Annotated in this window: 16 protein-coding genes and 1 pseudogene; 6 read left to right on the top strand and 11 right to left on the bottom strand. The window is 71.7% G+C overall.

The features are described 5' to 3' along the window. Positions 1–14: 14 nt before the first annotated feature. Together HV824_RS03765 and HV824_RS03760 are read right to left on the bottom strand one after the other, a co-directional pair. Positions 15–920 (bottom strand): sterol desaturase family protein, encoded by a 906-nt coding sequence (locus HV824_RS03765; protein WP_176422674.1) that lies wholly within the window; start codon positions 918–920, stop codon positions 15–17. 25 nt (positions 921–945) lie between these two features. Then, a complete protein-coding gene (locus HV824_RS03760) occupies positions 946–1,611 on the bottom strand; it encodes a TetR/AcrR family transcriptional regulator (RefSeq protein WP_176415866.1) in 666 nt (221 codons plus the stop codon). A 190-nt stretch (positions 1,612–1,801) separates the two neighbouring features. Here HV824_RS03760 and HV824_RS38035 point away from each other — a divergent pair. Then, a pseudogene (locus HV824_RS38035) lies at positions 1,802–2,404 on the top strand (M23 family metallopeptidase); the annotation flags it as partial. A gap of 180 nt (positions 2,405–2,584) precedes the next feature. Here the strand turns inward: HV824_RS38035 and HV824_RS03750 are convergent. Beyond that, positions 2,585–4,282, bottom strand: coding sequence for a GTPase (locus HV824_RS03750; protein ID WP_176415865.1), 1,698 nt, complete (start codon positions 4,280–4,282; stop codon positions 2,585–2,587). Between the two features lie 182 nt (positions 4,283–4,464). Here HV824_RS03750 and HV824_RS03745 point away from each other — a divergent pair, with 182 nt between their 5' ends. Together HV824_RS03745 and HV824_RS03740 are read left to right on the top strand one after the other, a co-directional pair. Further along, complete coding sequence (locus tag HV824_RS03745; RefSeq protein ID WP_176415864.1) at positions 4,465–5,361, top strand: dimethylarginine dimethylaminohydrolase family protein; 897 nt, start codon at positions 4,465–4,467, stop codon at positions 5,359–5,361. Next, positions 5,348–6,154: a hypothetical protein gene (locus HV824_RS03740; protein WP_176415863.1), complete on the top strand. Its 807-nt coding sequence runs from the start codon at positions 5,348–5,350 to the stop codon at positions 6,152–6,154. The genes HV824_RS03745 and HV824_RS03740 overlap by 14 nt, the downstream gene beginning before the upstream one ends. A 16-nt stretch (positions 6,155–6,170) precedes the next feature. Here HV824_RS03740 and HV824_RS03735 read toward each other — a convergent pair whose 3' ends face one another. Continuing rightward, the gene (locus HV824_RS03735) at positions 6,171–6,824 is read right to left on the bottom strand and encodes an MBL fold metallo-hydrolase (RefSeq protein WP_176415862.1); all 654 of its coding nucleotides are present in this window, start codon (positions 6,822–6,824) and stop codon (positions 6,171–6,173) included. A 138-nt stretch (positions 6,825–6,962) separates the two neighbouring features. On the opposite strand from HV824_RS03735, the gene HV824_RS03730 reads away from it, so the two are divergent. Then, entirely contained in the window at positions 6,963–8,873 is a 1,911-nt protein-coding gene (locus tag HV824_RS03730) for a lipase maturation factor family protein (protein WP_217917071.1), read from the top strand. A 112-nt stretch (positions 8,874–8,985) separates the two neighbouring features. Continuing rightward, positions 8,986–9,819, top strand: a complete 834-nt coding sequence (locus tag HV824_RS03725; RefSeq protein WP_176415860.1) for an Ig-like domain-containing protein — start codon at positions 8,986–8,988, stop codon at positions 9,817–9,819. 32 nt (positions 9,820–9,851) lie between these two features. On the opposite strand, the gene traB is transcribed toward HV824_RS03725, so the two are convergent. The 4 genes from traB to HV824_RS03705 form a co-directional block, all read right to left on the bottom strand. Beyond that, positions 9,852–11,486, bottom strand: coding sequence for an outer membrane exchange protein TraB (traB, locus tag HV824_RS03720; protein ID WP_176415859.1), 1,635 nt, complete (start codon positions 11,484–11,486; stop codon positions 9,852–9,854). After that, positions 11,483–13,585 carry an outer membrane exchange protein TraA gene (gene traA / locus HV824_RS03715; RefSeq protein ID WP_368738015.1) on the bottom strand — a complete coding sequence of 701 codons (2,103 nt, stop codon included), beginning with the start codon at positions 13,583–13,585 and terminating at the stop codon, positions 11,483–11,485. The genes traB and traA overlap by 4 nt, the downstream gene beginning before the upstream one ends. A gap of 167 nt (positions 13,586–13,752) precedes the next feature. Further along, complete coding sequence (locus HV824_RS03710; protein ID WP_255207739.1) at positions 13,753–14,823, bottom strand: hypothetical protein; 1,071 nt, start codon at positions 14,821–14,823, stop codon at positions 13,753–13,755. 120 nt (positions 14,824–14,943) lie between these two features. After that, positions 14,944–16,686 carry a GTPase domain-containing protein gene (locus tag HV824_RS03705; protein ID WP_176422671.1) on the bottom strand — a complete coding sequence of 581 codons (1,743 nt, stop codon included), beginning with the start codon at positions 16,684–16,686 and terminating at the stop codon, positions 14,944–14,946. Between the two features lie 107 nt (positions 16,687–16,793). Here HV824_RS03705 and HV824_RS03700 point away from each other — a divergent pair, with 107 nt between their 5' ends. Further along, the gene (locus tag HV824_RS03700; protein WP_176422670.1) at positions 16,794–18,149 is read left to right on the top strand and encodes a thioredoxin family protein; all 1,356 of its coding nucleotides are present in this window, start codon (positions 16,794–16,796) and stop codon (positions 18,147–18,149) included. On the opposite strand, the gene HV824_RS03695 is transcribed toward HV824_RS03700, so the two are convergent. The 3 genes from HV824_RS03695 to HV824_RS03685 all read right to left on the bottom strand — a co-directional run bounded on the left by HV824_RS03695 (position 18,121) and on the right by HV824_RS03685 (position 21,091). Next, positions 18,121–19,290: a metallophosphoesterase gene (locus HV824_RS03695; RefSeq protein ID WP_176422669.1), complete on the bottom strand. Its 1,170-nt coding sequence runs from the start codon at positions 19,288–19,290 to the stop codon at positions 18,121–18,123. The two genes, HV824_RS03700 and HV824_RS03695, sit on opposite strands and share 29 nt — an antisense overlap. Continuing rightward, a complete protein-coding gene (locus HV824_RS03690) occupies positions 19,287–20,297 on the bottom strand; it encodes a helix-turn-helix transcriptional regulator (protein ID WP_255207738.1) in 1,011 nt (336 codons plus the stop codon). The genes HV824_RS03695 and HV824_RS03690 overlap by 4 nt, the downstream gene beginning before the upstream one ends. Positions 20,298–20,743: 446 nt before the next feature. Beyond that, positions 20,744–21,091 (bottom strand): hypothetical protein, encoded by a 348-nt coding sequence (locus tag HV824_RS03685; protein WP_176409076.1) that lies wholly within the window; start codon positions 21,089–21,091, stop codon positions 20,744–20,746. Positions 21,092–21,290 lie beyond the last annotated feature (199 nt).

The following is a 21,290-nucleotide window of genomic DNA, read 5'->3' as shown; positions in this document are numbered from 1 at the left end:
GGGTGCTCAACACCTCACACGGAGGGGCGGGCCGCTTCGGGCGGGGGATGGACTCCGGACGGCTGGGGCGCCTCCGGGGCGTCGGGCTTCCAGGCCGGGTTGCGGAAGACGTAGCTCAGGCGCTGCTTCAGGGAGCCGGGCTTCGCCGCGTCGCGGGTAATCGCCGCGAACTCGTGGAAGGCGATGCGCACGGGATTGAACGTCTCCAGGTTCTTCGTCAGGCCGTACACGGGCTTCTCGCCCTCCGGCTCGAACGTCCCGAAGAGCCGGTCCCAGATGATGAGGATGCCCGCGTAGTTCTTGTCCAGGTAGCGCGGGTTGGACGCATGGTGCACGCGGTGGTGCGACGGCGTGTTGAGCACCCACTCCAGCGGGCGCGGCAGCCGGCCAATGGCCTCGGTGTGAATCCAGTACTGGTAGAGCAGGCTGATGGACTGCTGCGCGACAATCATCACCGGGTGGAACCCGAGCAGCGCCAGCGGTGCCCAGAAGACGAAGCTGGTGGGCGGCGTCCACGTCTGCCGCAGCGCCGTGGAGAGGTTGTAGTGCTGGCTGGAGTGGTGCACCACGTGGGAGGCCCAGAAGAAGCGGCTCTCATGATGGACGCGGTGGAAGGCGTAGTAGCAGAGGTCGTCCGCGAAGAAGAGGAGCACCCACGCCAGCGCGCCGAAGCCCATGCGCAGCGGCGTCAGGTGGTAGAGCGCCAGGTAGCCGGCGAAGGCCACGCCCTTCCACAGGACGTTGATGGCCACGTTGCCCAGCCCCATGGAGAGGCTGGCGGCGGTGTCCTTCCAGGTGTGGCCCACCATGGGACGGCCTTCGTCCCGCAGCTTCTTCACCCAGAAGGCCTCGGCAATCACCGTGAGGGCGAACACCGGGATGGCCAGGGCGATGAGGTCGGGGATGTGTGGTGCGTCCATGGTGGGACCCTCGGTGTCGGCGAGCTCAGGAGCGGGCGCGGCGGCGAGGCCGCGCCAATGAGGGGAGGAAGGCGTTGCGCATGAAGTGGGTGAGCGCATCCAGCATGCGCCGGTGCGCCGGGTCGTCCGGCCGGGCGCTGCCTCCCACCGCGGCGCCCTGCACCGCGTCCAGCGCCAGCTCCACGATGGAGTCGAAGTCCGGGTGCGCGGAGGCCTCGGGGAACAGCTCGCGCGCCACGCGGTGCAGGTTCTCCCGGTGCGGCCCGTCCACCGCCGCCAGCGCCACGCGCAGCTCCGCGTCCGTGCGCGCCGCGACGTACAGCTCGATGGCGGCCTGTAGCTCCGGGCGCTGGAAGGCGGCCCACAACATGTCCACCGCCGCCGCGATGCGGTCCCTGCCTGACGGCCGGGCGCCCACGCCCGCCAGGTAGTCCTGGATGAGCCGAGGGAAGAGGTGCTCCACCGCCGCGGCGAGCAGCTCCTCCTTCGTATCGAAGTGGGTGAAGAGCGCGCCCTGTGACAGGCCCGCCCGCTTGGACACCTCCACCGTCGTCAGGCGGGCGTAGCCCTGCTCCACCAGCGTCTCGATGGTGGCGTCCAGCAGCTTGCGCCGCGTCGTCTCACGGCGCTCCTGCTGCGTGCGGCGGACAGGCCGGGCCGGCGCGTCCGATGGAAGGTTCTTCGCGGCCATTCGACTCGCAGGATAATGCCGAACTTAATGAGTGACCAGTCACTTTCTGTGACTGGGGGGTGAGCGCCCCTCACAGTGGCGTGTGCCACCGCCTGTCCCCGTACATGGGCCCGTCGAAAGGGAAGTGGCCGCTCGCGACGCGCGTCAGGCCCGCTTCCCCAGCGGCCGGGCGGGCAGGGGCCTGGCTGTCATGCGCGCGGCGTTCGCTCGGGACTCGGGTATGACGCTCTTCAGGAGGGTGGGCGTGCCGAGGCCCTCCGCGTCGTCCAGCAGACAGGCGCGGCGAAAATCCGCAGGGAAATACCCGCGCCCCTTGCCCCCGTTTCCGCCGCGCCCCGATATGAACCTCTCAGCCCTCCTCCTTGGTTCTCTCCTGGCTTCGGCCCCCGCGGTTCCTTCCTCTGCCCCCACGGATGTGGGTGAAATGCCTGAAGTAGGCGTTCCATTCGCCTGTGGTCGCATCCACACGGTGAGCCAGGGACATGACACGGGAAGCCACCAGCACAACGACACGCATGCATGGGATTTCCGCATGCCGGATGGCACGCCCATCGTCGCCGCGCGCGACGGCACGGTGCGCCTGTCTCGCGGTGACAGCACCAAGGGTGGCTGTGACGAGAAGTTCGCGCCCTACGCCAACTACGTCGTCATCTCCCACGGCGACGGACTGGAGACGCAGTACCTCCACTTCAGCGCGGTGGTGGTGAAGCCGGGTGACGTGGTGAAGGAAGGCCAGCTCATCGGCTTCTCCGGCTCCACGGGCTGGGCCTGCGGCGCGCACCTGCACTTCAAGGTGGCGCGTGAGAGCGGCAAGGGTTGGAACAACCCGTCCGTTCCGGCGCGCATCGCTGGCTACGGGGACCCGGTGCGCGACACCCGCGTGGCCGCGCCCATCTGCAAGGACAACGGCACGCAGTCGCTCATGGCGAGCAACGGCGGCGCGCACTCCCCGGGCCAGCCGGTGGTGTCCATGTCACCGGAGCGCCAGCAGGCCCTTCGCGGCCTCCCGCCCGGGGCGCAGCGCATCCTCGACGGCCTCTCCCAGCCTCCCGCCCAGGGCGGCCAGGGCCTCGACGAAGCGCGCCCGGCCGGTGGTCCCCGCACGGCGAGCGGCCCCAGCGAGACTCGCTGAGGCCAGCAGCGCGCCCGCTCCGGCGAGCAGCATGAAGAGGGCCCCCGCGTTGACGAAGTAGTCCAACGGCAGCAGGGGGCCTTCCACGTAGGCCCGCACCACGCGGTAGCCCACATGGCCCAGCAGGGCCAGCAGCGGCAGGTTGATGAGCGGCAGCACCAGCCAGCGCGCGGTGCGCCACCAGCCGGCCACCGCCTCCGCCACGCCGGTGGTGGCGGTGTAGCGCCAGGCGCCCGCCCGGGCCACCCGCACCTCCTCCAACAGCGTGTCCACGTCGGGGACGCCCAGCAGCGCCGGCTCCAGCCCGCTCGCGCGTGCCACGCTGCGCGCCTCCGCCAGCGCGGTGCGCGCCGCGGACTGGGCGCTGAAGTCGTCCTCGAAGGGCTCCACCACCGCGGACTCCGCGGCCCTGGCGCGTGTGTGTCCGCGCACCACGTCCACCACGGTGGAGGCCGCGGCCACCGCCAGCCCCGCGGGCAGGCTGCTCCGCCCCACCAGCGCCGCGGCGCCCAAGCCGCTGGCGCCCCAGAGGGACAGCCGCAGGCCCCAGGCCGCGGGCCCCCAGAAGCGGCCTCCCGCCTGACGCCGCACCTCCGCCGCCAGGTGGCCGTGCGCCAGCCGCAGCCGCGCGTCGAAGTCCGCGCGCAGGCCCTCCGCCGCCTTCTCCAGCCCCGAGTCCAGCGCGGCGCGCGTGCGTGACAGCGTCTCGTCCGTCTCCTTCAACGCGGCCTCCACGCGCGTGTGCACCTCTTCCAGCGCGCCCATCGCGTTCGTCTTGCGCACGCGCGCGGCCACCGCCTGCGTGGCCAGTCCGCGCAGGTGGAAGAGCAGGGCGCCGAACTCGCCGGACACGTCCCGGCCGTCCTTCGCTGACAGGGCGCTGATGGCGAAGACGGGCACGTCCTCCTGGGCCAGGCCGTACTGCTCGGAGGCCACGCGGCGCACCTGGGCCTTGAGCGTGTCGCGCGACTCCGGGGACAGCTCGTCCGCGAAGTTGAGGATGAAGACGAGCGCGCGGCGGCGGGCGAACTCCGTGAGGAACTCCACCTGCGAGGCCTCCGCCACGCTGCCGCGGTGCATGACGACGAGCGCCACATCCGCGCGCTCCAGCGCCGCGCGGGCCACTTCGCGGTGCGTGGTGGCCACGCTGTTGAGGTCCGGCGTGTCGATGAAGATTTGTCCGCCCCACAGGCCCTGGGGGCCGGGGGCATACGTCATGACGCGCGCGCCGGAGCCCGCCAGCGCGTCCGTGGGGGTGCCTTCTGGCGCGAACACGGTGGCGGCCGTGCTGGTGGGCCGGTTGACGCCCTCACGCGACAGGGCCTGCCCCGCCAGCGCGTTGAGGAGGGTGGACTTGCCCGCGCCGGTGGCACCCACCAGCGCCACGCTCAGGGGGGCGTCCTTGCGCGCCACGCCGCGCGCATAGTCGTCCACGAGCCGCTCCAGGCGCGCGGCATGCGGCCGGAGCGCGGGCAGCTCCAGGGCCGTCTTCAGCAGGGAACGCAGGGCATCGGGTTCAGGCAGGCTCGTCTCGTCCACGTGGGGAGAGCCTGTCCCGGCTTCGCCCGGGTGACTACGAAGAAGATGCGCGGAGGGTGCGCCAGCGTGCAGTTTCCGGCGGCGGCCCCTCGCGGGGTGCCCTCCCGGGGACGCCGGGCGCCAAGGGAGGCGGGGGACCGGATGGCAGCGGGGAGGCCGGGAGGAGTAGAAGCAGTACCACCATGGACCTCTTCCTCATGTCGCCGCCGGGACGCACGTGGGCCCTGCGCGGCCGGAGCAACTTCCGCAGCCGCGAGGCGCCGCCCGTGGACGCGCTTCAGGCCCGGCGGGAATGGCTGGCGCTGGCCCGGGACATCGAAGCGCGCGGCGGCACGGTGGTCGCGTTGCCGTCTCCCTCCGAGCTCCTGACGGGCATGCCGTACGCCGCCGAATGTGGACAGGTGGTGGCGCGGCAGGGCGCCGCGCCGCTGTTCGTGCTGCCGCGGATGATGAGCGCGCACCGGCAGACGGAGCGCGAGCACTGGGCGCCCCTGGCCCAGTCGTTGGGCATGGAGGTGGTGGACCCGGGCGTGGGCGTCTGGGAGGCCCACGGCGACGTGGCCACCTTCGACGGTGTCACGCTGCTGTTCTGGGGTGGCCGCACGACGCTGGACGGCCTGGAGGCCGCGGCGCGCTACTTCCCCGGAGAGGTGCTGCGCATCCAGGTCCGCGAGCCCGCCTTCCACGGCAACATGGCGGTGCTGCCGCTGCCCGCGGTGGACCGGCTGATGGTGTGTCCAGACGTGATGACGCCCCAGTCCCATGCGCTGCTGCGCGAGCGCTTCGGCGAGCACCGGCTGCTCCTCGTGACGGAGGCGGAGATACGCCGCTACGCGACCAACGGGCTGCCGGTGGGGCGCGACGTGCTGGCGCCGTCGGTGGTGCCGGGCCCGGTGCGTGAGCGCTTGGAGGCGCTGGGGCTGCGCGTGGTGTCGCACACCATGCGCGAGCTGTGTGAGAAGGGCGGCGGCTCGTCGCGCTGCCTCGTGTCGCGCGCGGAGGTGGACGCGGCGACGCTGCACATCCCAGACGCGTTCCGGCTGTCGGCCATCGCCGGGGACATCGATGCCGATGGGTGACGCGGACACGCTGCCACGGCAGGCGGAGGCCTTCCTCGCGGCGCACCCTGGCGCGTCGCTGGTGGCGCTGGGCTCGGGTGAGCACGCGGGCGCGTTGGACCTGTCGCCCCTGGGCGTGCCGGTGACGTTCCTGCCCGCCGAGCGGAACGCGGACCTGGCGCAGCAGTACCTGACGCTGAACCAGCTCGCCTTCAGTGGCATCGGCGTGCCGCGTTGGGTGCTGTCGGACTTGTATCTGCTACCGGGCGCCATCGGGCTGCTGCGCTGTCCGGCCCGGATGCTGGCGGCCCCCGTGCGCGAGCGGCTGGGCCTGGCCGACGAGGACCCGGCCATTGGCGCGGCCTACTACGCGGCGCCTTCGGTGACGCCGGGGCTGTTCATCGGCGTGTCGCTGCTGAGCGTGCTTCCTGGAACGGGAGCGTCGCCGTGGGTGAAGCTGCTCACGTTGCGGATGCTGCGCGCGCGGCGGCTGCGAGGCGTGGCCCAGTGGGACAACCCCAGCGTCCGAGTCCATTCCAGGCTGGGCCCGCTGCGCCTCGTGGGGCGCGTGCCCGGCGGGCATGAGTACGGAGCGCGCTCCTTCGTCTACGAGTCGGAGCTGACGGACGGGGCGCGGCTGGGCGACGCGATGGCGCGGCGCCTCTCGCTGACGCCGTCGCTGCGTGTGCCCGCAAGCGACCTCCCGGCGCTGAGCGCGCTGCTCGACCGCGCGGAGGCCGGCGAGGTGTTGCACCTGGTGCCTCCGGGGCTGGAGGCGGGACAGGTGCTGGTGCGCGAAGGCCCGCTCGACTGACGCGGGTGGGGCCCGCTCAGGGCGCTGGCGCGGCGGGCGACTCCATGTCCTCTTCCAGCGCGAGCCGCAACGCGCGGGAGCCGTCGCGGAGGATGGGCGCCCCGTGGGAGAAGCACAGCGTCTCCACGGGGAGGTGGTCCAGGATGCGCTGGACGCTGTGCCGGGTGCGCAGCGGTTCGTCCTGATACTCGCTGGGGACGAACTCCGGCGTCTCCCCCTCCTCATGCGTGAGCAGGTCGGAGAGGAACGCGACGGCGCGCGGGTGTTGCTGCATCCACAGCGTGTACATCGCCTCGGTGGGCCCGGGCGTGTGGAACGAGATGAGCCCCGCGGGCAGCGTGTCTCCCGCGACGTAGAAGAAGTCGGGCTGCTCCTCCAGCGTCTGTGCGCCCTCGGGCGCCCAGACGGGCACCTTGAAGGCCCTGCGCAGCCGCCACGCGGAGCGCTGGTGGTTTCCCGCCGTCAGGACAATGGCGGAGATGTTCCCCAGCTCGCGCAGCGCCGCCTCGTCGATGGGCAGCGGGTCGATGAGGACGACGGCCCCGTCGATGTCCACCACGGCATACGCGTCACTGCGCGCGCCGCCGATGCGGTCATCGGAGAGGGTCCAGTGGTGGACGCCGGGCACCAGCTCGCTTGTCCGCTTCGCCTTCCCCTTGGGCTCGCTCATGCGGACAAAGCTAGGCACCCGCGGGCGGTGACACCGGGGTGGGGAGGGAGGCCACGGCCTGGATGCTCCGCTGCTTCCACGGCGGGCGCCCGAGGACCCGGGGACGTCGTCCGCGGGACGGCACATCGTTCCCGCATGATGATGGCGCGAATCTCTCGCGGTGTGCTGGCCCGGCCCCTGGTGCTCTTCGACGGCGACTGCGCGTTCTGCCGGCGCTGGGCCGCGCGCTGGCGGTGGCGCACCGGGGACCGCGTCCGCTACCGGCCAGGCAGCGGGTGGCGCCGCTGGCTGCTGGGCATCCCGAAGGCGGACATGCGCAGGGCCCTGCAGTTGGTGGAGCCCTCCGGCCGGGTGTCCCAGGGCGCGGAGGCCCTCTTCCGCGCGCTCGCCGCGTCACCTCGCCGGGGGACCCGGGTGGCCGCGAGGCTGGGCTTGCTGCCGGGGGTGTTGCAACTGGCCCAGGGCGTCTACGCGGTGGTGGCCCGGCATCGCCGCCAGGCGGCGGGCGTGGACCGCTGGCTCTTCGGGCGCGCGGTGGTGCCACACGAGTACCGGTGGGTGCGCTGGGTCTTCCTGCGGCTGCTGGGAGGGACGTTCCTCATCGCCTTCACGTCGCTGGGGCGGCAGGTGCGGGGCCTGTATGGGGCGCGAGGCCTCCGGCCCGTGGCGGAGCGTCTGGCCGCGGAGCGCCGCGAGGAGGACTCGGCGCTCGCGCGGTGGCGGCGCATCCCGTCGCTGTTCTGGTGGGACGCGTCGGACGCCGCGCTGGTGCGTGGGTGCTGGGCGGGGCAGGCGCTGTCCCTGGCGTTGCTCTTCAACGTGGCGCCCCGGCTCAGCGCGTCGTCGCTGTGGGCGCTGTACCTCTCCTATGTGGCCGTGGGGCGTGAGTTCCTCTCCTTCCAGTGGGACGTGCTGCTGCTGGAGATGGGGCTGCTGGCGGCGCTCACCGCGCCCGGGGGCTCGCGGCCGGGCCTGGGCCGTGACGAGCCCTCCGCGCTGGAGGTGTTCCTCTTCCGGCTGCTCGTGTTCCGGCTCTACTTCGGCTCGGGGCTGAGCAAGCTCAAGTCGGGAGACCGGACCTGGCGCGAGCTGACCGCGTGCGAGCACTATTACGAGACGGCGCCGTTGCCCACGCGGGTGGGGTGGTACGCGCATCATCTGCCTCGCCGGCTCCAGCGGGCCTCGACCGGGGCGGTGCTCTGGCTGGAGACGGTGGTGCCCTTCCTGGCCTTCGGGCCCCGGCGCTTGCGGCAGTTCGCCTTCTGGAGCCTGAGCGGCTTGCAGGCCGCCATCGCCGCCACGGGGAACTACGGCTTCTTCAATGTCCAGGCCGGGGTGCTGGGCGTGTGGCTCCTGGACGACGCGGCGCTGCGGCGGGTGCTGCCGTTGAAGGACGGGCCCGCCGCTCAGCCGCGGCCCTGGTGGCGCACCGGCGTGTCCGCGCTGGGGGTGTCGCCGCTGCTGGTGCTGGGGGCGTCGGAGGTGCTGCGCCGGTTCGAGGGGTGGCAGCGGCACCGGCCCGAGCGTGTCGGCGCGGTGATGACGTGGCTGGAGTCCCAGGCGCGGCCCCTGCGCTCGGTGAACCCCTACGGCCTGTTCAGCATGATGACGGTGCAGCGGCCGGAAATCCTCGTGGAGGGCTCCGACGACGGCGAGCAGTGGAAGGAATATTCCTTCCGCTACAAGGCGGGGGACCCGGCCCGGCCTCCCCGGCAGGTGGCGCCCCACCAGCCGAGGCTGGACTGGCAGATGTGGTTCGCCGCGCTCGGCTCGCCCCCTGGCTGGTTCGTCGCGTTCCTGGCCCGGCTGCTGGAGGGCTCGCCGGAGGTCCTGGGCCTGCTGGCGGGCAACCCCTTCCCGGACCGGCCGCCTCGGATGGTGCGCGCGGTGCTGTACGACTACCGGATGACGGACGTGGCCGAGCGGCGGCGCACGGGCATCTGGTGGCGGCGCGAACTGCTGGGCCTCTACGTGCCGCCCCTGTCGCTGGCGCCAGGGCCTCGGCCTCGTGGACGCCTCCCCGCGCTGCAATGGCAGGCCGGGGCGTGAGGCGGCTGGGAGCAGGCGTGCGGCCCTGAAGGTCGAGGGCCCCTTTTCATACGCCGACGACGGGGTGGGGCTACAATGGGGGCTTCCCACCCATCTCCGCCGTCGTGACGCCGTGAAGACGCCGCGTATTTCTTTTTGCCTCCATCTTGTCGCCGTCATCGGGCTGCTGAGCGCCTGCGGGCCCACGCCCACCACCATGAAGCTGGAGCCGCTGGAGACGAAGTACCTCCGCACGCCTGGGCAGACCGTGAAGCTGGCGTACGAGGTCTTCGACGCGGAAGGCCAGCCCATGTCCGACCCGAAGCTGCGGTGGACCAGCTCCGCGCCGGACGTGGCGCAGGTCCAGGAGGGCTTGCTGACGGTGCGCAAGTCCGGGAGGACGACCATCGGCGCGACGGGGGGCAAGGTCCGCGCGGCGTTGCCGCTGGAGCTGACCATCCTCAACTCGCTGGACGTGCGGGCCCCGGGCTCGGACTTCCTGGAGGTGGGGCGCGTCATCAAGCTGCGCGTGGTGGCGAGGAACGAGCAGGGCTCCTCGTTGCAGGACGCCACGCCCAGCTTCCGCGTCTCGGATGAGACGGTGGCGCGAGTGGAGGAAGGGCAGTTGGTGGCCGTGCGCCCGGGCAAGACGGTGTTGAGCGCGACCTTGGGGCACCTCAGCCGGCACATCGCGGTGCAGGTGGTGCCGGCGGACTTCGCGCGGCTGGGCCTCAACCTCACGCACCACGCCTTCCAGCGCAGGGGGCAGTCCGTGCAGCTTCAGGCGCGCGCCTTCAATCGCAGCGGCGTCGTGCTGGACACGGTGCCGCTGGAGTTCTTCACGTCGGACGCCTCCGTGGTGTCGGTGTCACCCGAAGGCCGCGTGACGGCGGTGGGCTCCGGGCGCGCGGTGGTGTCCGTGGTCGCCGGACGGCGGCGGTCGGCGGCGGAGTTCGTCGTCCCGTAGCGTCGTTCCTGGGCGCATGGACGCCGCGCGAGTCACGGCTTCGGCGCCGCCGCGGGAGCCTTCGACTTCAGCTTCGCCTTGGGCGTGGCCTTCTTGGTGGGGCGCTTGCGCTTCTTGGCTTCCGCGTCCTCCGGGCAGGGGGGGCGCGGGCCGTCGCTCGGCGGCTGGATGGTGAAGTCGACGCGGCGGTTGAGCGCCATGCCTTCTTCCGTCGCGTTGTCCGCGACTGGCCGCGAGCGGCCGAAGCCCTGCGAGCACAGTCGCTCCGCCGCCACGCCGCTCTCCACCAGGAAGCGCATGACGCTGGCCGCGCGGCGGCGCGACAGGTCCAGGTTGTACGCATCGCTGGCGCGCGAGTCGGTGTGACCCTCCACGTGCATCCGGTCAATCTCCGGGCTCTCGTTCATCACCCGCGCGACCTCCTCCAGGATGGGGAAGGACTCGGAGAGGATGATGTCCTGGTCGGTGGCGAAGTTGAGCTGCTCCAGGATGACAATCCGATTGCCGTCGCGGCGGGCCAGCGGGCACCCGTCCTTGCCGCGGCTGCCGGCGGGCTGGTCCGGGCAGCGGTCGAGCCGGTCGACCACGCCGTCACCGTCCTTGTCCGTGTCCGGGCAGCCCATGTTGGCCACGGGGCCGGCCACGTCGGGGCACGCGTCCGACTCGCCAATCACGCCGTCGCCATCCGGGTCGACGGGCGGCGGCAGCGGCTCGGGCGGCTCCTTGAAGCGCTCCAGCGCCTCCCACTCGCGCGTCTTCGCCGGAATCCACAGGATGGAGGTGAAGAAGCTCAGCGTGGGCGAGGCGATGGAGCAACCGCAGCCCATGCCGCCGCCGAACGTGAAGGTGAGGCCGGTGGAGCTGTACCAGCGCAGGCCGAAGAGCGCCTCCGCGGGGACCTGCCGGGGCTCATCGGGCTGCTTCTGCAACCCCACCGCGCCGTGCACCATGCCCACGGCGGTGACGCCGCTGCCGCGAAGGATGGGGACCTCCGCGCCGACGCCGAAGGGCATCATGTCGCCCACGGAGACGCCGCTGAAGACGCGGTCCGGGCGCTGCCAGAAGCCGCCGTTGAGCGCCAGGAGGATGCCGTTCTCGAAGCGGTAGTCCAGCACCAGTCCGGGGGCCCACGTCAGCTCGCCGTCTCCGGCGAACGCTTCCTGGGCGCCGGTGGGGAAGCTCACGTTGAGCGTCACCGCGCCGCCCCAGCCCTTGCCCTCGGCGGGCCGGCGCAGGCCGGGGATGGCCACCTTGCCCGAAAGCCGGAGGTCGCCGAAGACGAAGCTCTCCACGCTCCCCTCGGTGCCGATGACCTCCAGGTTGTCGCCGCCCTGGGCCAGGATGAGCGGCATGTCCACGCCGATTTCGGCCCAGTCGAAGAGGCCGACGGTGGCCATGACGTCCAACTGGAGGCGGTTGCCGACCAGGTTGATTTTGCTCAGGTCGCCGCCTTCGGGAACCAGCGACAGGGGGTTGAGCGAGTAGCTGAGGTACGGACCGGCGGAGACGGACAGGTGTGACAGCGGACGCGACTGCTGCACCACCACCAGGTCCTGGGGCGCGCCGGACGGACGGAAGAGCTGCACGTTGAAGCGCGCATCCGGCTGGGCGGTGGCGGCGGTGGACAACCCCAGCGCCACGAGGAGGAGCAGGTGGGAGGGCTTCATCGCGTCGTGCGTCGGGGGCGGAGGAGCATGAGGCCCGCGGCGAGCAGCAGCAGGAAGGTGGTGCTCCCGGCGGGCGTGGCGTCGGCGGTGGTGCCGCAGCAGAAGGCGCCGCCTTGAGGCTCGGTGCCCGGCTTGCGGCGGCCTCGCTCGCACTCCATCGTCTTCGCGGAGCAGTGCTCCACGCCGAGGCAGTCTCCGCTGTCGGAGCAGGCGGTGGAGCAGGTGTTCGTCGCGACGTCGCAGGTGCCGCCGCAGGGGCAGTGGGCATCCGCGAAGCACTCCACGCAGGAGGTGCCATCACAGACCGTTCCCGGCTCGCACGTCACCGCGCACGCGCCCGAGTTCTCACACGTGCGCGTGGTGGGGTTGCACACGCCGCTGCCGCAGTCCCCGTCATCCGTGCAGCCCACGCAGGTGCTGCCCTGCGCGGTGCCATTGGAGAGGCAGAAGGGGGTGTCGCCGCCGCAGGCGCCGCAGCGGGGGCCGCAGTGCCGGTCCGTGGTGCAGGACGCGCACTCGCCACTGAGGCAGAACTGGCCGTCGCCGCACTCCAGGTCGTTGCGGCACTGGACGCAGACCTCTCCGTCGAGGCAGTAGGGGCGCTCGCCGGGGCACTTCACGCAGCCGGGGCCGCAGCTGTCGGCCGTGTTGCAGGAAGGCACGCTGTCCACGCAGCGGCCGTTGGCGGTGTCGCACTGCTGGCCGGCGGCGCACTGGCTGCTGGTGGTGCACTCCACGCAGGTCGGCGTGGCACCGGGCGTCAGCGCGGTGCACTGGGTGCCGTTGGGGCAGCAGTTGCAGGAGTTGCCGGCGCACGAATCATCGGTGGCGCAGGGCGAGCACACGTTGTTGGTGCAGGACTCGCCTTGAGGGCAGTGGGAGTCCAGGGTGCATTCGCGGCACTCGTGGAGGTCGGTGGCGCAGAACTCGCCGCTCGGGCACTGGCTGTCGTCGTTGCACTCGACGCAGGTGAACGTCTCGGCGTCACAGGCGCCGGTGGCGCAGTCGCTGTCTTCGTTGCAGCCGGTGCACTGGTTCGTTTCGAGGTCGCAGCGGCCGTTGGGGCACTGTCCGTCCTCGGTGCACTGCACGCACTGGGTGTTCCCGTTGATGTTGGCGCAGTGGGGCGTGGACTCGCCACACGGGGAGCAGGAGTCGCCGCAGAAGAGCGAGGAGTCGCAGGGGGCGCAGAGGGCCGCCGCGTTGCAGTGGAAGAAGGAGCCGCAGCCTCCGTTGCCGGGCGCGTTCGCGTTGCCGCGGTTGCACTGCTCGCAGCGGTCGGGCTGGCCCTCGAAGGAGGGGAGGCCGTTCTCCGTCTGGAAGAACTGGGCGGGGCGGAGGAGCTGGAAGCCGGAGCTGAACAGGTTGACGACGGGCGGCTGGTTCGCGGCGCGCTCGAAGTCAGTGAAGGCGCCCGTTCCCATCGACATCTCGAGGGCCGCGTGCTCCGTGACCTGCGCGTAGAGCATCTCCACGGCGTAGATGCCGGGTTGGGAGAACGTGACACTGTTGGTCGTCCGCCAGGTGGGCGCTCCTAGCTGTGGCGGCCGGTTGATGACGGTGTATGACTGGCTTCGGTCATAAACGACCATGCTGATGGCATCGTCCGCATAGAAACCGAAGTGCAGCGGCTGCCCAGCCAATTCCGCGGTGACATTCAGGTAGCCGCGAAACCGAGATACGGCGGGAGTGAACGCATCGTTGTCGGCGATGATGTTGAAGCTACAGCCGCCCGTGGAGCAGCCCGTCGAGGTCTCTTGTCCAACGAAGTCGCCGTAGCTCAGCGTGCGGCCGTCGTTGAGGTTGTTCGACAAGTCGAACTGCGTCCGTAGCACGGTCGTGACGCGAGTCTGCCGGCTGGTGGGCTCCTCGAGATACCCATTGATCGCATCAAGGTAGGTGCCTCGAGTCTGCGGGAACTCGTTCAGCGAACGCGTCCATACATTGGACGCCACGCACAGGCCCTGCCCATCACCAGCGAGTGCGGGGGCAATGGGGGGCCCTTGGACGACGACATCGGGCAACTTCTGGCCCCAGGCGGTCGAGGCCGCGAGGCACACCGCCAGGACAGTGAGCGCGGTACGCGCGATGCGGGACACGGGCGATTTCAAAGCCCCGCAACAATGCGGGATATCTCCCACAACCGCAATTCCGGCAACGTGCGGCTTTCCGCTACGACGTCCCAGGTCCTCCTGAGCTCGCTCAACAGCGGAGATTCAATGCGCCGCTGCTACCCGGAATAATTCGAAATGCAGGTCGCTCCGGCTCAAACCCGCTTGCAGCTCACGTCCCCATCCTGGGAGCGGATGAACGCGGCGGTGAGCTCCGTGCCCAGCGCCGCGCACAGCACTTCGAAGGTCCGCCGCCGGGCGCCGCCCACGACGGACGGCTGGCTGGCCAGCGTCTCCGGATGTCGCACGAAGATGTTGTAGCCCACGATGCAGCCATCCGCGCGGAGCACGGTGATGCCATCGGTGGCCATCATCCCCCGCAGCAACTGCGCGGCGGCGCGCACGGCGGTGCCCGAGCTGTCGGTGGGGTCCACGTGGTAGCGCTCCAGCAACGCCACGATGTCCAACGGACGAGGCAGGATGATGCCGTCCACGAACAGCGTGGAGCCCGCGCGCTCCCGGGGCAGCACCGCCACGAGCGCGCCGTGGGAGCCCTGCATCACCTCGAAGAGCACCCGGCGGAAGAACCCGCGCGCACGCTCGCGACTGTGCGTGGTGACGCCGGCCGTGACGACGTCCGCCAGCTCATCCATCACCTCCGGCGGTGAGGCCGACTCCACCCTCGCGCCGGACAGGTACACATGCCGGCACAGCCCACCGCCCGAGCGCAGCTCCAGGATGTTGTCGGCGAGCTGAAGCACCCCCACGACGCCCGCGCCCCTGTCCTCGACACGACGCAGCCGCTCCAGCGGCGTCTCCGCGAGAGGGAAGGGGTCCGTCCGGAAGACGCCGTAGGCGAAGCCCTCCGGGACGCGCAGCAGGTACAGCGCCCACCAGCGCCCCTGGCCCAGCGGCGCGCACTGCTTGAGCGCGCGCTGGATGGTGGCCCGCGAACGCGGCCCGATGCCGATGGCAATCGGGTCATGTCCGCCCAGGTGTTCGAGCATCTGCCCCAGGTCGTCTCCCACGAAGGCCATGGGAAACAGCGGAGCGCCCTCCTCGCGATAACGCGACAAGGTGACGATGAGCTCGCCAATGGCGTCCGCTGTCAGCTCGCACGACATCCGAGCTTCGTCCAGGAACGCGCTGACGGCCTCGGTCAGCAGGTGGCGGAAGGAGAGGACGAGAGGGGGCGAGCCCAGTCCGGCTGGGTCCGAGCCGTTCATGAGGTGCGCAGCATGGCGCATTGCCGTCGGGCACGCACGGACGGAGTAACAGCGAGCCCGGAAGCTCGTCCCTTCACCAGGGTGTCAGCGCCGCCGCGTCCACTCAGGGCGCACAGCCCGTCAGGACAAGCCTGCCCGGGCCTCATCCAGCCGGGTCGCCGTCTGGTTCCAGTCACTGGCCAGCCCGTCGAGCTGCTTCAGGAGGTCGGAGAAGTACCGCGCCTCCAGGGCCTTCGACAGGGTGGCGCCGTGGGCCTCCGCCCACTTCTTCGTGACACGGGCCCGCACCTGGGCGCCCAGCAGGTCCACGAAGCGCTCCATCAGCGGCGTGGACAGCAGCGTGCCCGCCCACACCACCGCGTCATGGCCCATGCCGCCCGTGGCCACCGTCACCGCCGCCGCCGCGCCTGACGGCACGGAGTACACCAGCGTCGTCAGTGTCTGGAGCAGCTCCTCTCGCATGCCACCCTGCAGCTCCGCGGAGACCAGCTCCCGGCAGTACGCATACAGCGTGGCCCGGTCCGCCGCGTGCGCGTGCAGGGGCTCGAAGCCCAGCGGCTCCTCCAGCTTCGTCAGCGTCACCGGACCGAAGGCTTCCTCCAGCTTCGCTCGCGTCTGAGCGTCCGCGCGCCACGCGGCCACTTCCGGAGCGAAGGCCTCCACCAGCCGCCGCACCCCGTCCTTCAGCGACTCGTCCACCGCGTGGGTCGGCGTGTCCGCGCCCGGAGCCTCGGGCGCGGTGAAGGACTCGCGCACCTTGCGCGTGACGAAGGTGAGCGCCGTGGCCAGCCCCCGGAAGGGCAGTCGCACCCACTTGTGGAACTGGCTGCGCGCGTCCAACTCGTCTCGAAAGGCATCAATCAAAACGTCCGCCGGGACGGCCTTCAGCGCCGCGTGCGCCCCCACCACGTCCAGCTCGTGGCGCAGCCGCTTGCGGAGCCGGTCGGGTTCCCTCGCCGCCTCCGAGGCCGCGCGCGACACGGCCTCCAGCTCCGCGCGTGCATCCGCGAGCGAGGCCTCCAGCGCCCGGGCCTTCAGCTCGCGCGCGTGCTCGGCCTGTCCCAGCAGCGCGCCCAGCGCGGGCTTCCCGTCCAGCGGCTCCGTGGCCAGGGGCTTCAGGCCCGCCTCCACGTCGGGCTGGTGCGGCGCCAGGTAACGCGCCAGCGCCGGGTGGCCCACGTCCTCGGCGAGCTTGTCCAGGTGCCCGCGGGCCACCTCCTCCCGCGTGGCCTCGTTATAGACGAGCAGGTAGGGCCGCCCGTGCCCCACGGCCGCGCGCAGGAAGTCCACCAGCGCGGCGTTCTGGTACGTCTGCCGGCTCACGACGAACGCCAGCACGTCCACGGTGACGAGCAGCGCCTCCGCGCGCTCGCGGTTGTCGCGGTACACGCTGTCGAAGTCCGGCGTGTCCATGACGAGCAGCCCGCGCGGCACCGCGTCCGACAGCGTCAGGTACAGCCGGCCCGGAGGCCCCGCCTGGTCCACGGGCGCCGCGTCGCCGACGGCCACGGGCACGATGTCATAGCGCCGCGTCAGGAAGTCCTTCAGCGGCCCGGTCCAGGTCTCCGGGTGGGCCGCCGCCAGGCACTGCTTGGTGAGCCCGCCCTCGGGCCTCGCAGGGGAAAGCGCCGCGCCCACCAGCGCGTTGAAGAGCGTGGACTTGCCCACGTTGTTGGGGCCGGCGATGGCCACCAGCAGCAGGGGCGCGTCGGCGGAGCCCAGGCGGGGGAGCAGGTCGCGGCGCAGGCGCTCGGCCAGACGGCGCGCGAGCTCGGCGTCCGAGGCGTCCGGGAAGCGCTCGGGAGCGGGCAGGGCGTCCAGGGCGGACGCGAGGGAGGTGCGCAGGGCGTACGGGTCTCTCATCACCAGAAGTCCACGCACCACAGCACGCGGAGCGCCCCGTGCCCAGGCACTTGTCCCGCCAGGTGTCGGCCGGGGACAGAGCGGGGGGAGCGCGGTAGGGTGGCTCCATGCGCCTTCTCGCCGCCTGCCTGCTCCTGTCGGGGCTCGTCGCCTGCACCGCCGCGAACACGAACGCCCCCGCGTCCGGCGCGGCTCACGCCAAGGGCCCGTTGCCCTTCATCGAGGATGACTACGCCCGCGCGCTCGCCGAGGCCCAGGCGAAGGGGCTCCCGCTCTTCGTCGACGTCTGGGCGCCCTGGTGTCACACGTGCCGGTCGATGAAGGCCTACGTCCTGTCCGACGCGGCGCTGGCCCGGCACGCGGGCCGCTTCGTGTGGCTGGAGGTGAACACCGACCTGACGTCGAACGCGGCGTTCCAGGAGAAGTATCCGGTGGAGTTCTGGCCCACGCTGTACGTCATCGACCCGCGCCAGGAGAAGGCCCTGCTGCGCTTCGCGGGCAGCGCCACCGTGGCGCAGTTGGAGAAGCTCTTCGAGGACGGTGAGCGCGCGTACCAGGGCGGCGTCACCGGCGCCCAGGCCCTGCTGGCTCGCGGGGACGCGCTCTACGCGGAGGGCCGCTCAGCCGAAGCCGCGGAGACGCTGGCGGAGGCCCTGGCCGCGGCGCCCGCGGACTGGTCCCGCCGGGGCCGCGCGGTGGAGTCGCTGCTGACGGCGATGTACGGCGCGAAGCAGCACGAGGCGTGCGCGCGCAAGGCGCTGGAGGAGCTCCCGAAGACGCCCCGCTCGCTGTCCTGGGCCAACGGCGCCCTGCTGGGCATGTACTGCGTGCTGTCGCTGCCAGAGGACCACGCGGCGGGGGCGGAGCTGCGCGGCGGCGTGGAGGCCAAGGTGGCCGAGGCCCTGGGGCCCCCGGCCATCGAGATGTCCGCGGATGACCGCTCCGGCCTGTACGAAGTGCGCGTGCAGGCGCGCGAGGTGGCGAAGGACACGGCGGCCGTGAAGGCCCTGTCGGAGGAGTGGCTGGCGTTCCTGGAGGCGGAGGCCGCGAAGGCGCCCAATCCCCAGGCGCGCACGGTGTTCGACTCGCACCGCATGCTCGCGGCCATGAAGCTGGAGACGCCCGCCCGGGCGATTCCCGCGCTCGAGCAGAGCGAGCAGGACCTGCCCCAGGACTACAACCCGCCCGCGCGGCTTTCGACGCTGTACCGGCTCGTCGGCCGGCTGGATGACGCGCTCGCCGCCAGCGACCGTGCCCTGGCGCGTGTTCAAGGCGCGCGGCGGCTGTCGGTGCTGTCGGGCCGCGCGGACATCCTCGTGGCGCGCGAGGACACGGCGTCCGCCGTGAAGACGCTGGAGGAGGCCATCACCTTCGCGAAGTCGCTGCCCGCCTCGCAGGTGTCGCCGCGCATGGTGGCCGGGCTGGAGAAGAAGCTCAGCGGCCTTCAGGCCTCGGCGCGGTAGCCGCCGCGCGGGTGTCCAGGTCGAACAGCGCGTAGTCCGGGGCCTGGCATTCGCGCATGGCGCCGTCGGTGAACACCATCATCGCGGCGCCGGGGGCTGGCGGAGGCGGCGCGCCGTGGGCGTAGGGCACGCGCGCTCCCTCCGTGACGAGGTGCCGCAGCACGCCGTCGCGGGCACCGGTGGGAGCCAGCCCCAGCATCGCGCGGCTCCGCTTGTCGCGCGTATGGCCCACCACCTGCGTCAGGCCCGTGGGCAGGCGCCTCGGGTCGAAGCGGCGCCGGGGCGTGCCGCGCACCCGCTCCGCGTCCTCGGGCAGCAGGCTGGGGCGCTGGTAGAAGATGCCCGTGCCCTCGCCCTGGGCCGCGTTGCCCGGGTGGTGCAGTCCCGGAATGACGAGCGGGCCTCGAGTCCATCCCGCCACCGCCGCGTCCAGGGCCGCGTTCAGCGCCGCCGCCACCTGGTTCGCGTCCCCTCGCTGGGAGGGAGGCAGGGGCGTCACGTCCAGGTCCTCCCGCGTGACGCCCGCGTGCAGCACCAGCAGGTCGGGGGCCGCGGCGTGGGCCACGCGGAAGCGCTTCACCCGCAGCAGGTGCTCCACCCAGGTGCGCTGCACCTCGCGGAAGTTGCCGAAGTCGCGCGCCACCAGCTCCGCGGAGGGGACCTGCGGCCAGCGCGCGAGGAACGCCTGCTCCGCGGCTTCGTCCGTCTCCCCGCCCTGGTAGATGCGGTCCGCTTCGGCCTGGGCCTCGGCGAAGCGCGCATCCGAGAAGCCGGCCAGCTCGCCCACCCGTCCCAGGTCGTGGTTGCCCAGCAGCATCACCGCCTGGTTCGCCGGGTGGGCGGCCAGCCACGCCACCAGCGCCAACCCACTGGCGGCGACGGGCGCGCGCTCAGGGGGCTTGCCCCAGTCGAAGTGGTCGCCCACCGAGATGAGCTGCACGTCGGAGCGAAGCCAACCATCGCCGGCCAGCAGCTCGTGGTGCGCCAGGATGGCCAGGACCTGGTCCAGGTCGGCCTGCGGGTCCCCCATGACGAGCCGCCGCCGCCAGACCTGGTCCTCCGCCGGGACGGAGCGTGGTGCCTCCGCCGCGGCCTCGGCGGCCCGCGCGAGCGCGGCCTGGATGGATGACGTCTTGCTCACGAGCTCTGGAAGAAGCGGGCGATGAGCGCCGAGCGGCTCTCCACCTGTGCCTTGCTCAGCAGGTGCGTGACGTGGACTTCCACCGTGCGCTCGGCGCAGCCCAGCCGGCCGGCGATGGACTTGTTCGTCTCGCCCTGGATGATGTGCGTCAGCACCTCGGACTCGCGCGCGGTGAGCGACCAGCGCGCCGACAGCGCCTGCACGCGCGCGGCGGCGCTGGACGCGGTGCCGGTGTCGATGGCCAGGTAGTGGGGTGGCAGGCCGGTGGTGAGCAGCGGCGTCATGGTCAGCGGGCCGGAGCAGGGGATGCCCTGGGCGCCGCGGCGCAGGGACTCCATCAGCTCCGGGTCATGCCGCTCCAGCCGCGCGCGGCCGGCGTTGTTGGCGTGCACCACGCGGCCGCTGGAGCTGACGACCCAGGCGGCGCGCCCCAGCGCTTCCATGGCGACCTGGAGCGCCGAGGACATCAGGCCCGACTCGCGCAGCCGCGTCTCCATGGTCAGCCGCCGCTGGAGCGCGGGCGTCAGGGCCTGGAGCAGGCGCTGCTCGCGCTCGGTGAAGGGCTCGGCGCGGGCCAGGCCCACCCAGCCCAGGAGCACCGGCCCATCACAGACGAGCGTGCGCAGCCATTGCATGTTCTCCACGCCGAGCTGCCGGAACATCGCCGCGGAGCGGACGCTGATGCGCTCCCGGGTGCTCTCCAGCGACTCCTCGCTCATGCCCAGCCGGCGCCCCACCTCGCTGGCCGACAAGTCATGCAGCGGCAGCTGGCGGGCCGCCTCGGTCTCCGTCAGCGAGCGGAAGTGCAGCGCGCGGTTGCGCTGCGCGGGCTCGGGCCGGGCGGGATTGAACCAACCCCAAGGGTCTCCCCAGGCAGACACCTGGCTTTCGATGGCCGCATTCACTGTCGCGGTAGGGAGTGGGAAGCCCGCGCAATAGGAGTAGCTCGCGTGGTAGCGCTCGGGGCCCACGTCCACGCCATAGGCCACGGCGCGTTCGGCCCGCAAAGCCTCTCGTAAAGCACCTAGCACCGGGGGTAGGGATTCCGTCCCGGGCTCGGCCTCCACGAGCATTGCCTCAAGGTCCGTCAGCAGGCCTTGCTCCTCGGAATTCAAACGAATCACGGTGTGTGAAGTATACGCCCGTCAGGGATTGCGCCCAGTACTTGGTCACCCTTCACGCACATCTCGAACGTCCAGAATTGTCCCGACAGAAACTTCCTGGCTTTCAGATGTTCTGGGTTTTTCTGACCCGGGGATTTCCCCCATAGCCGGACACGGGGCAGTGGCGGAACACTCTCATGTCGGCCCCCGGGGGGGAGGGCCGCCGCGGTGGACTGTGAGCGCGCGCCGGGCGCTCGGTTTCGGGTGCCCGGTGCGCCGCTCCTTTCCCTCACGCCTGTCGCCCGCACGCCAACCCACGAGGATGGCTGCCTTTGTGGGCCCACCAGACCTCATGGGGCATGCAGGATGCGAGGCAGCCGCCCGGCGGGCACCACCCTGCGCAGGAAATGAAGCATGCCCAGGCCCAGGTAGGCCATGCCCAGGGCCAGCGCCGCCCAGCCCAGCCAGGCGCTGACGGCGCCCGTTCCCAGGCCCACCAGGGCCCAGATGGAGAGCGCCGAGCCCACGCCCCAGGGCATGGCGGTGCGCAGGTGGGGGCCGCTGAAGGCACCGCCCAGCGCGCAGAAGGCGGCCGCCATGACGCCAAAGCCGAACCACTTCGGCTCCTGGACGGGGAAGATGGCCGCCATGGATAGCAGCGCCGTGAAGAGTCCGAGAATCGCGAGTCCCAGGGTCATGGCTTACTCCGTGGCCGTTCCTGGGAAAGGTGCTCACCGGGCGCGTAGCGCGTAACGCACCTTCGGTTCGTGGGCTTCGCGGTATGCCGCATGGTGTCGTGCTCAAAGGCGCGAAATCGCACCATTCTTCCGCTCGGCACGCTGCTGGCTAGGCTGCCAGTCGGTTGTACCACCGTGCGACGGCCGGCCCACGTGGAGA

The sequence above is a fragment of the Myxococcus sp. AM009 genome, assembly GCF_013372605.1.
GTDB classification, from domain to species: domain Bacteria; phylum Myxococcota; class Myxococcia; order Myxococcales; family Myxococcaceae; genus Myxococcus; species Myxococcus vastator.
The sequence above is the reverse complement of the archived record's forward strand: the minus strand, read 5'-3'. Positions and strand labels throughout refer to the sequence as shown.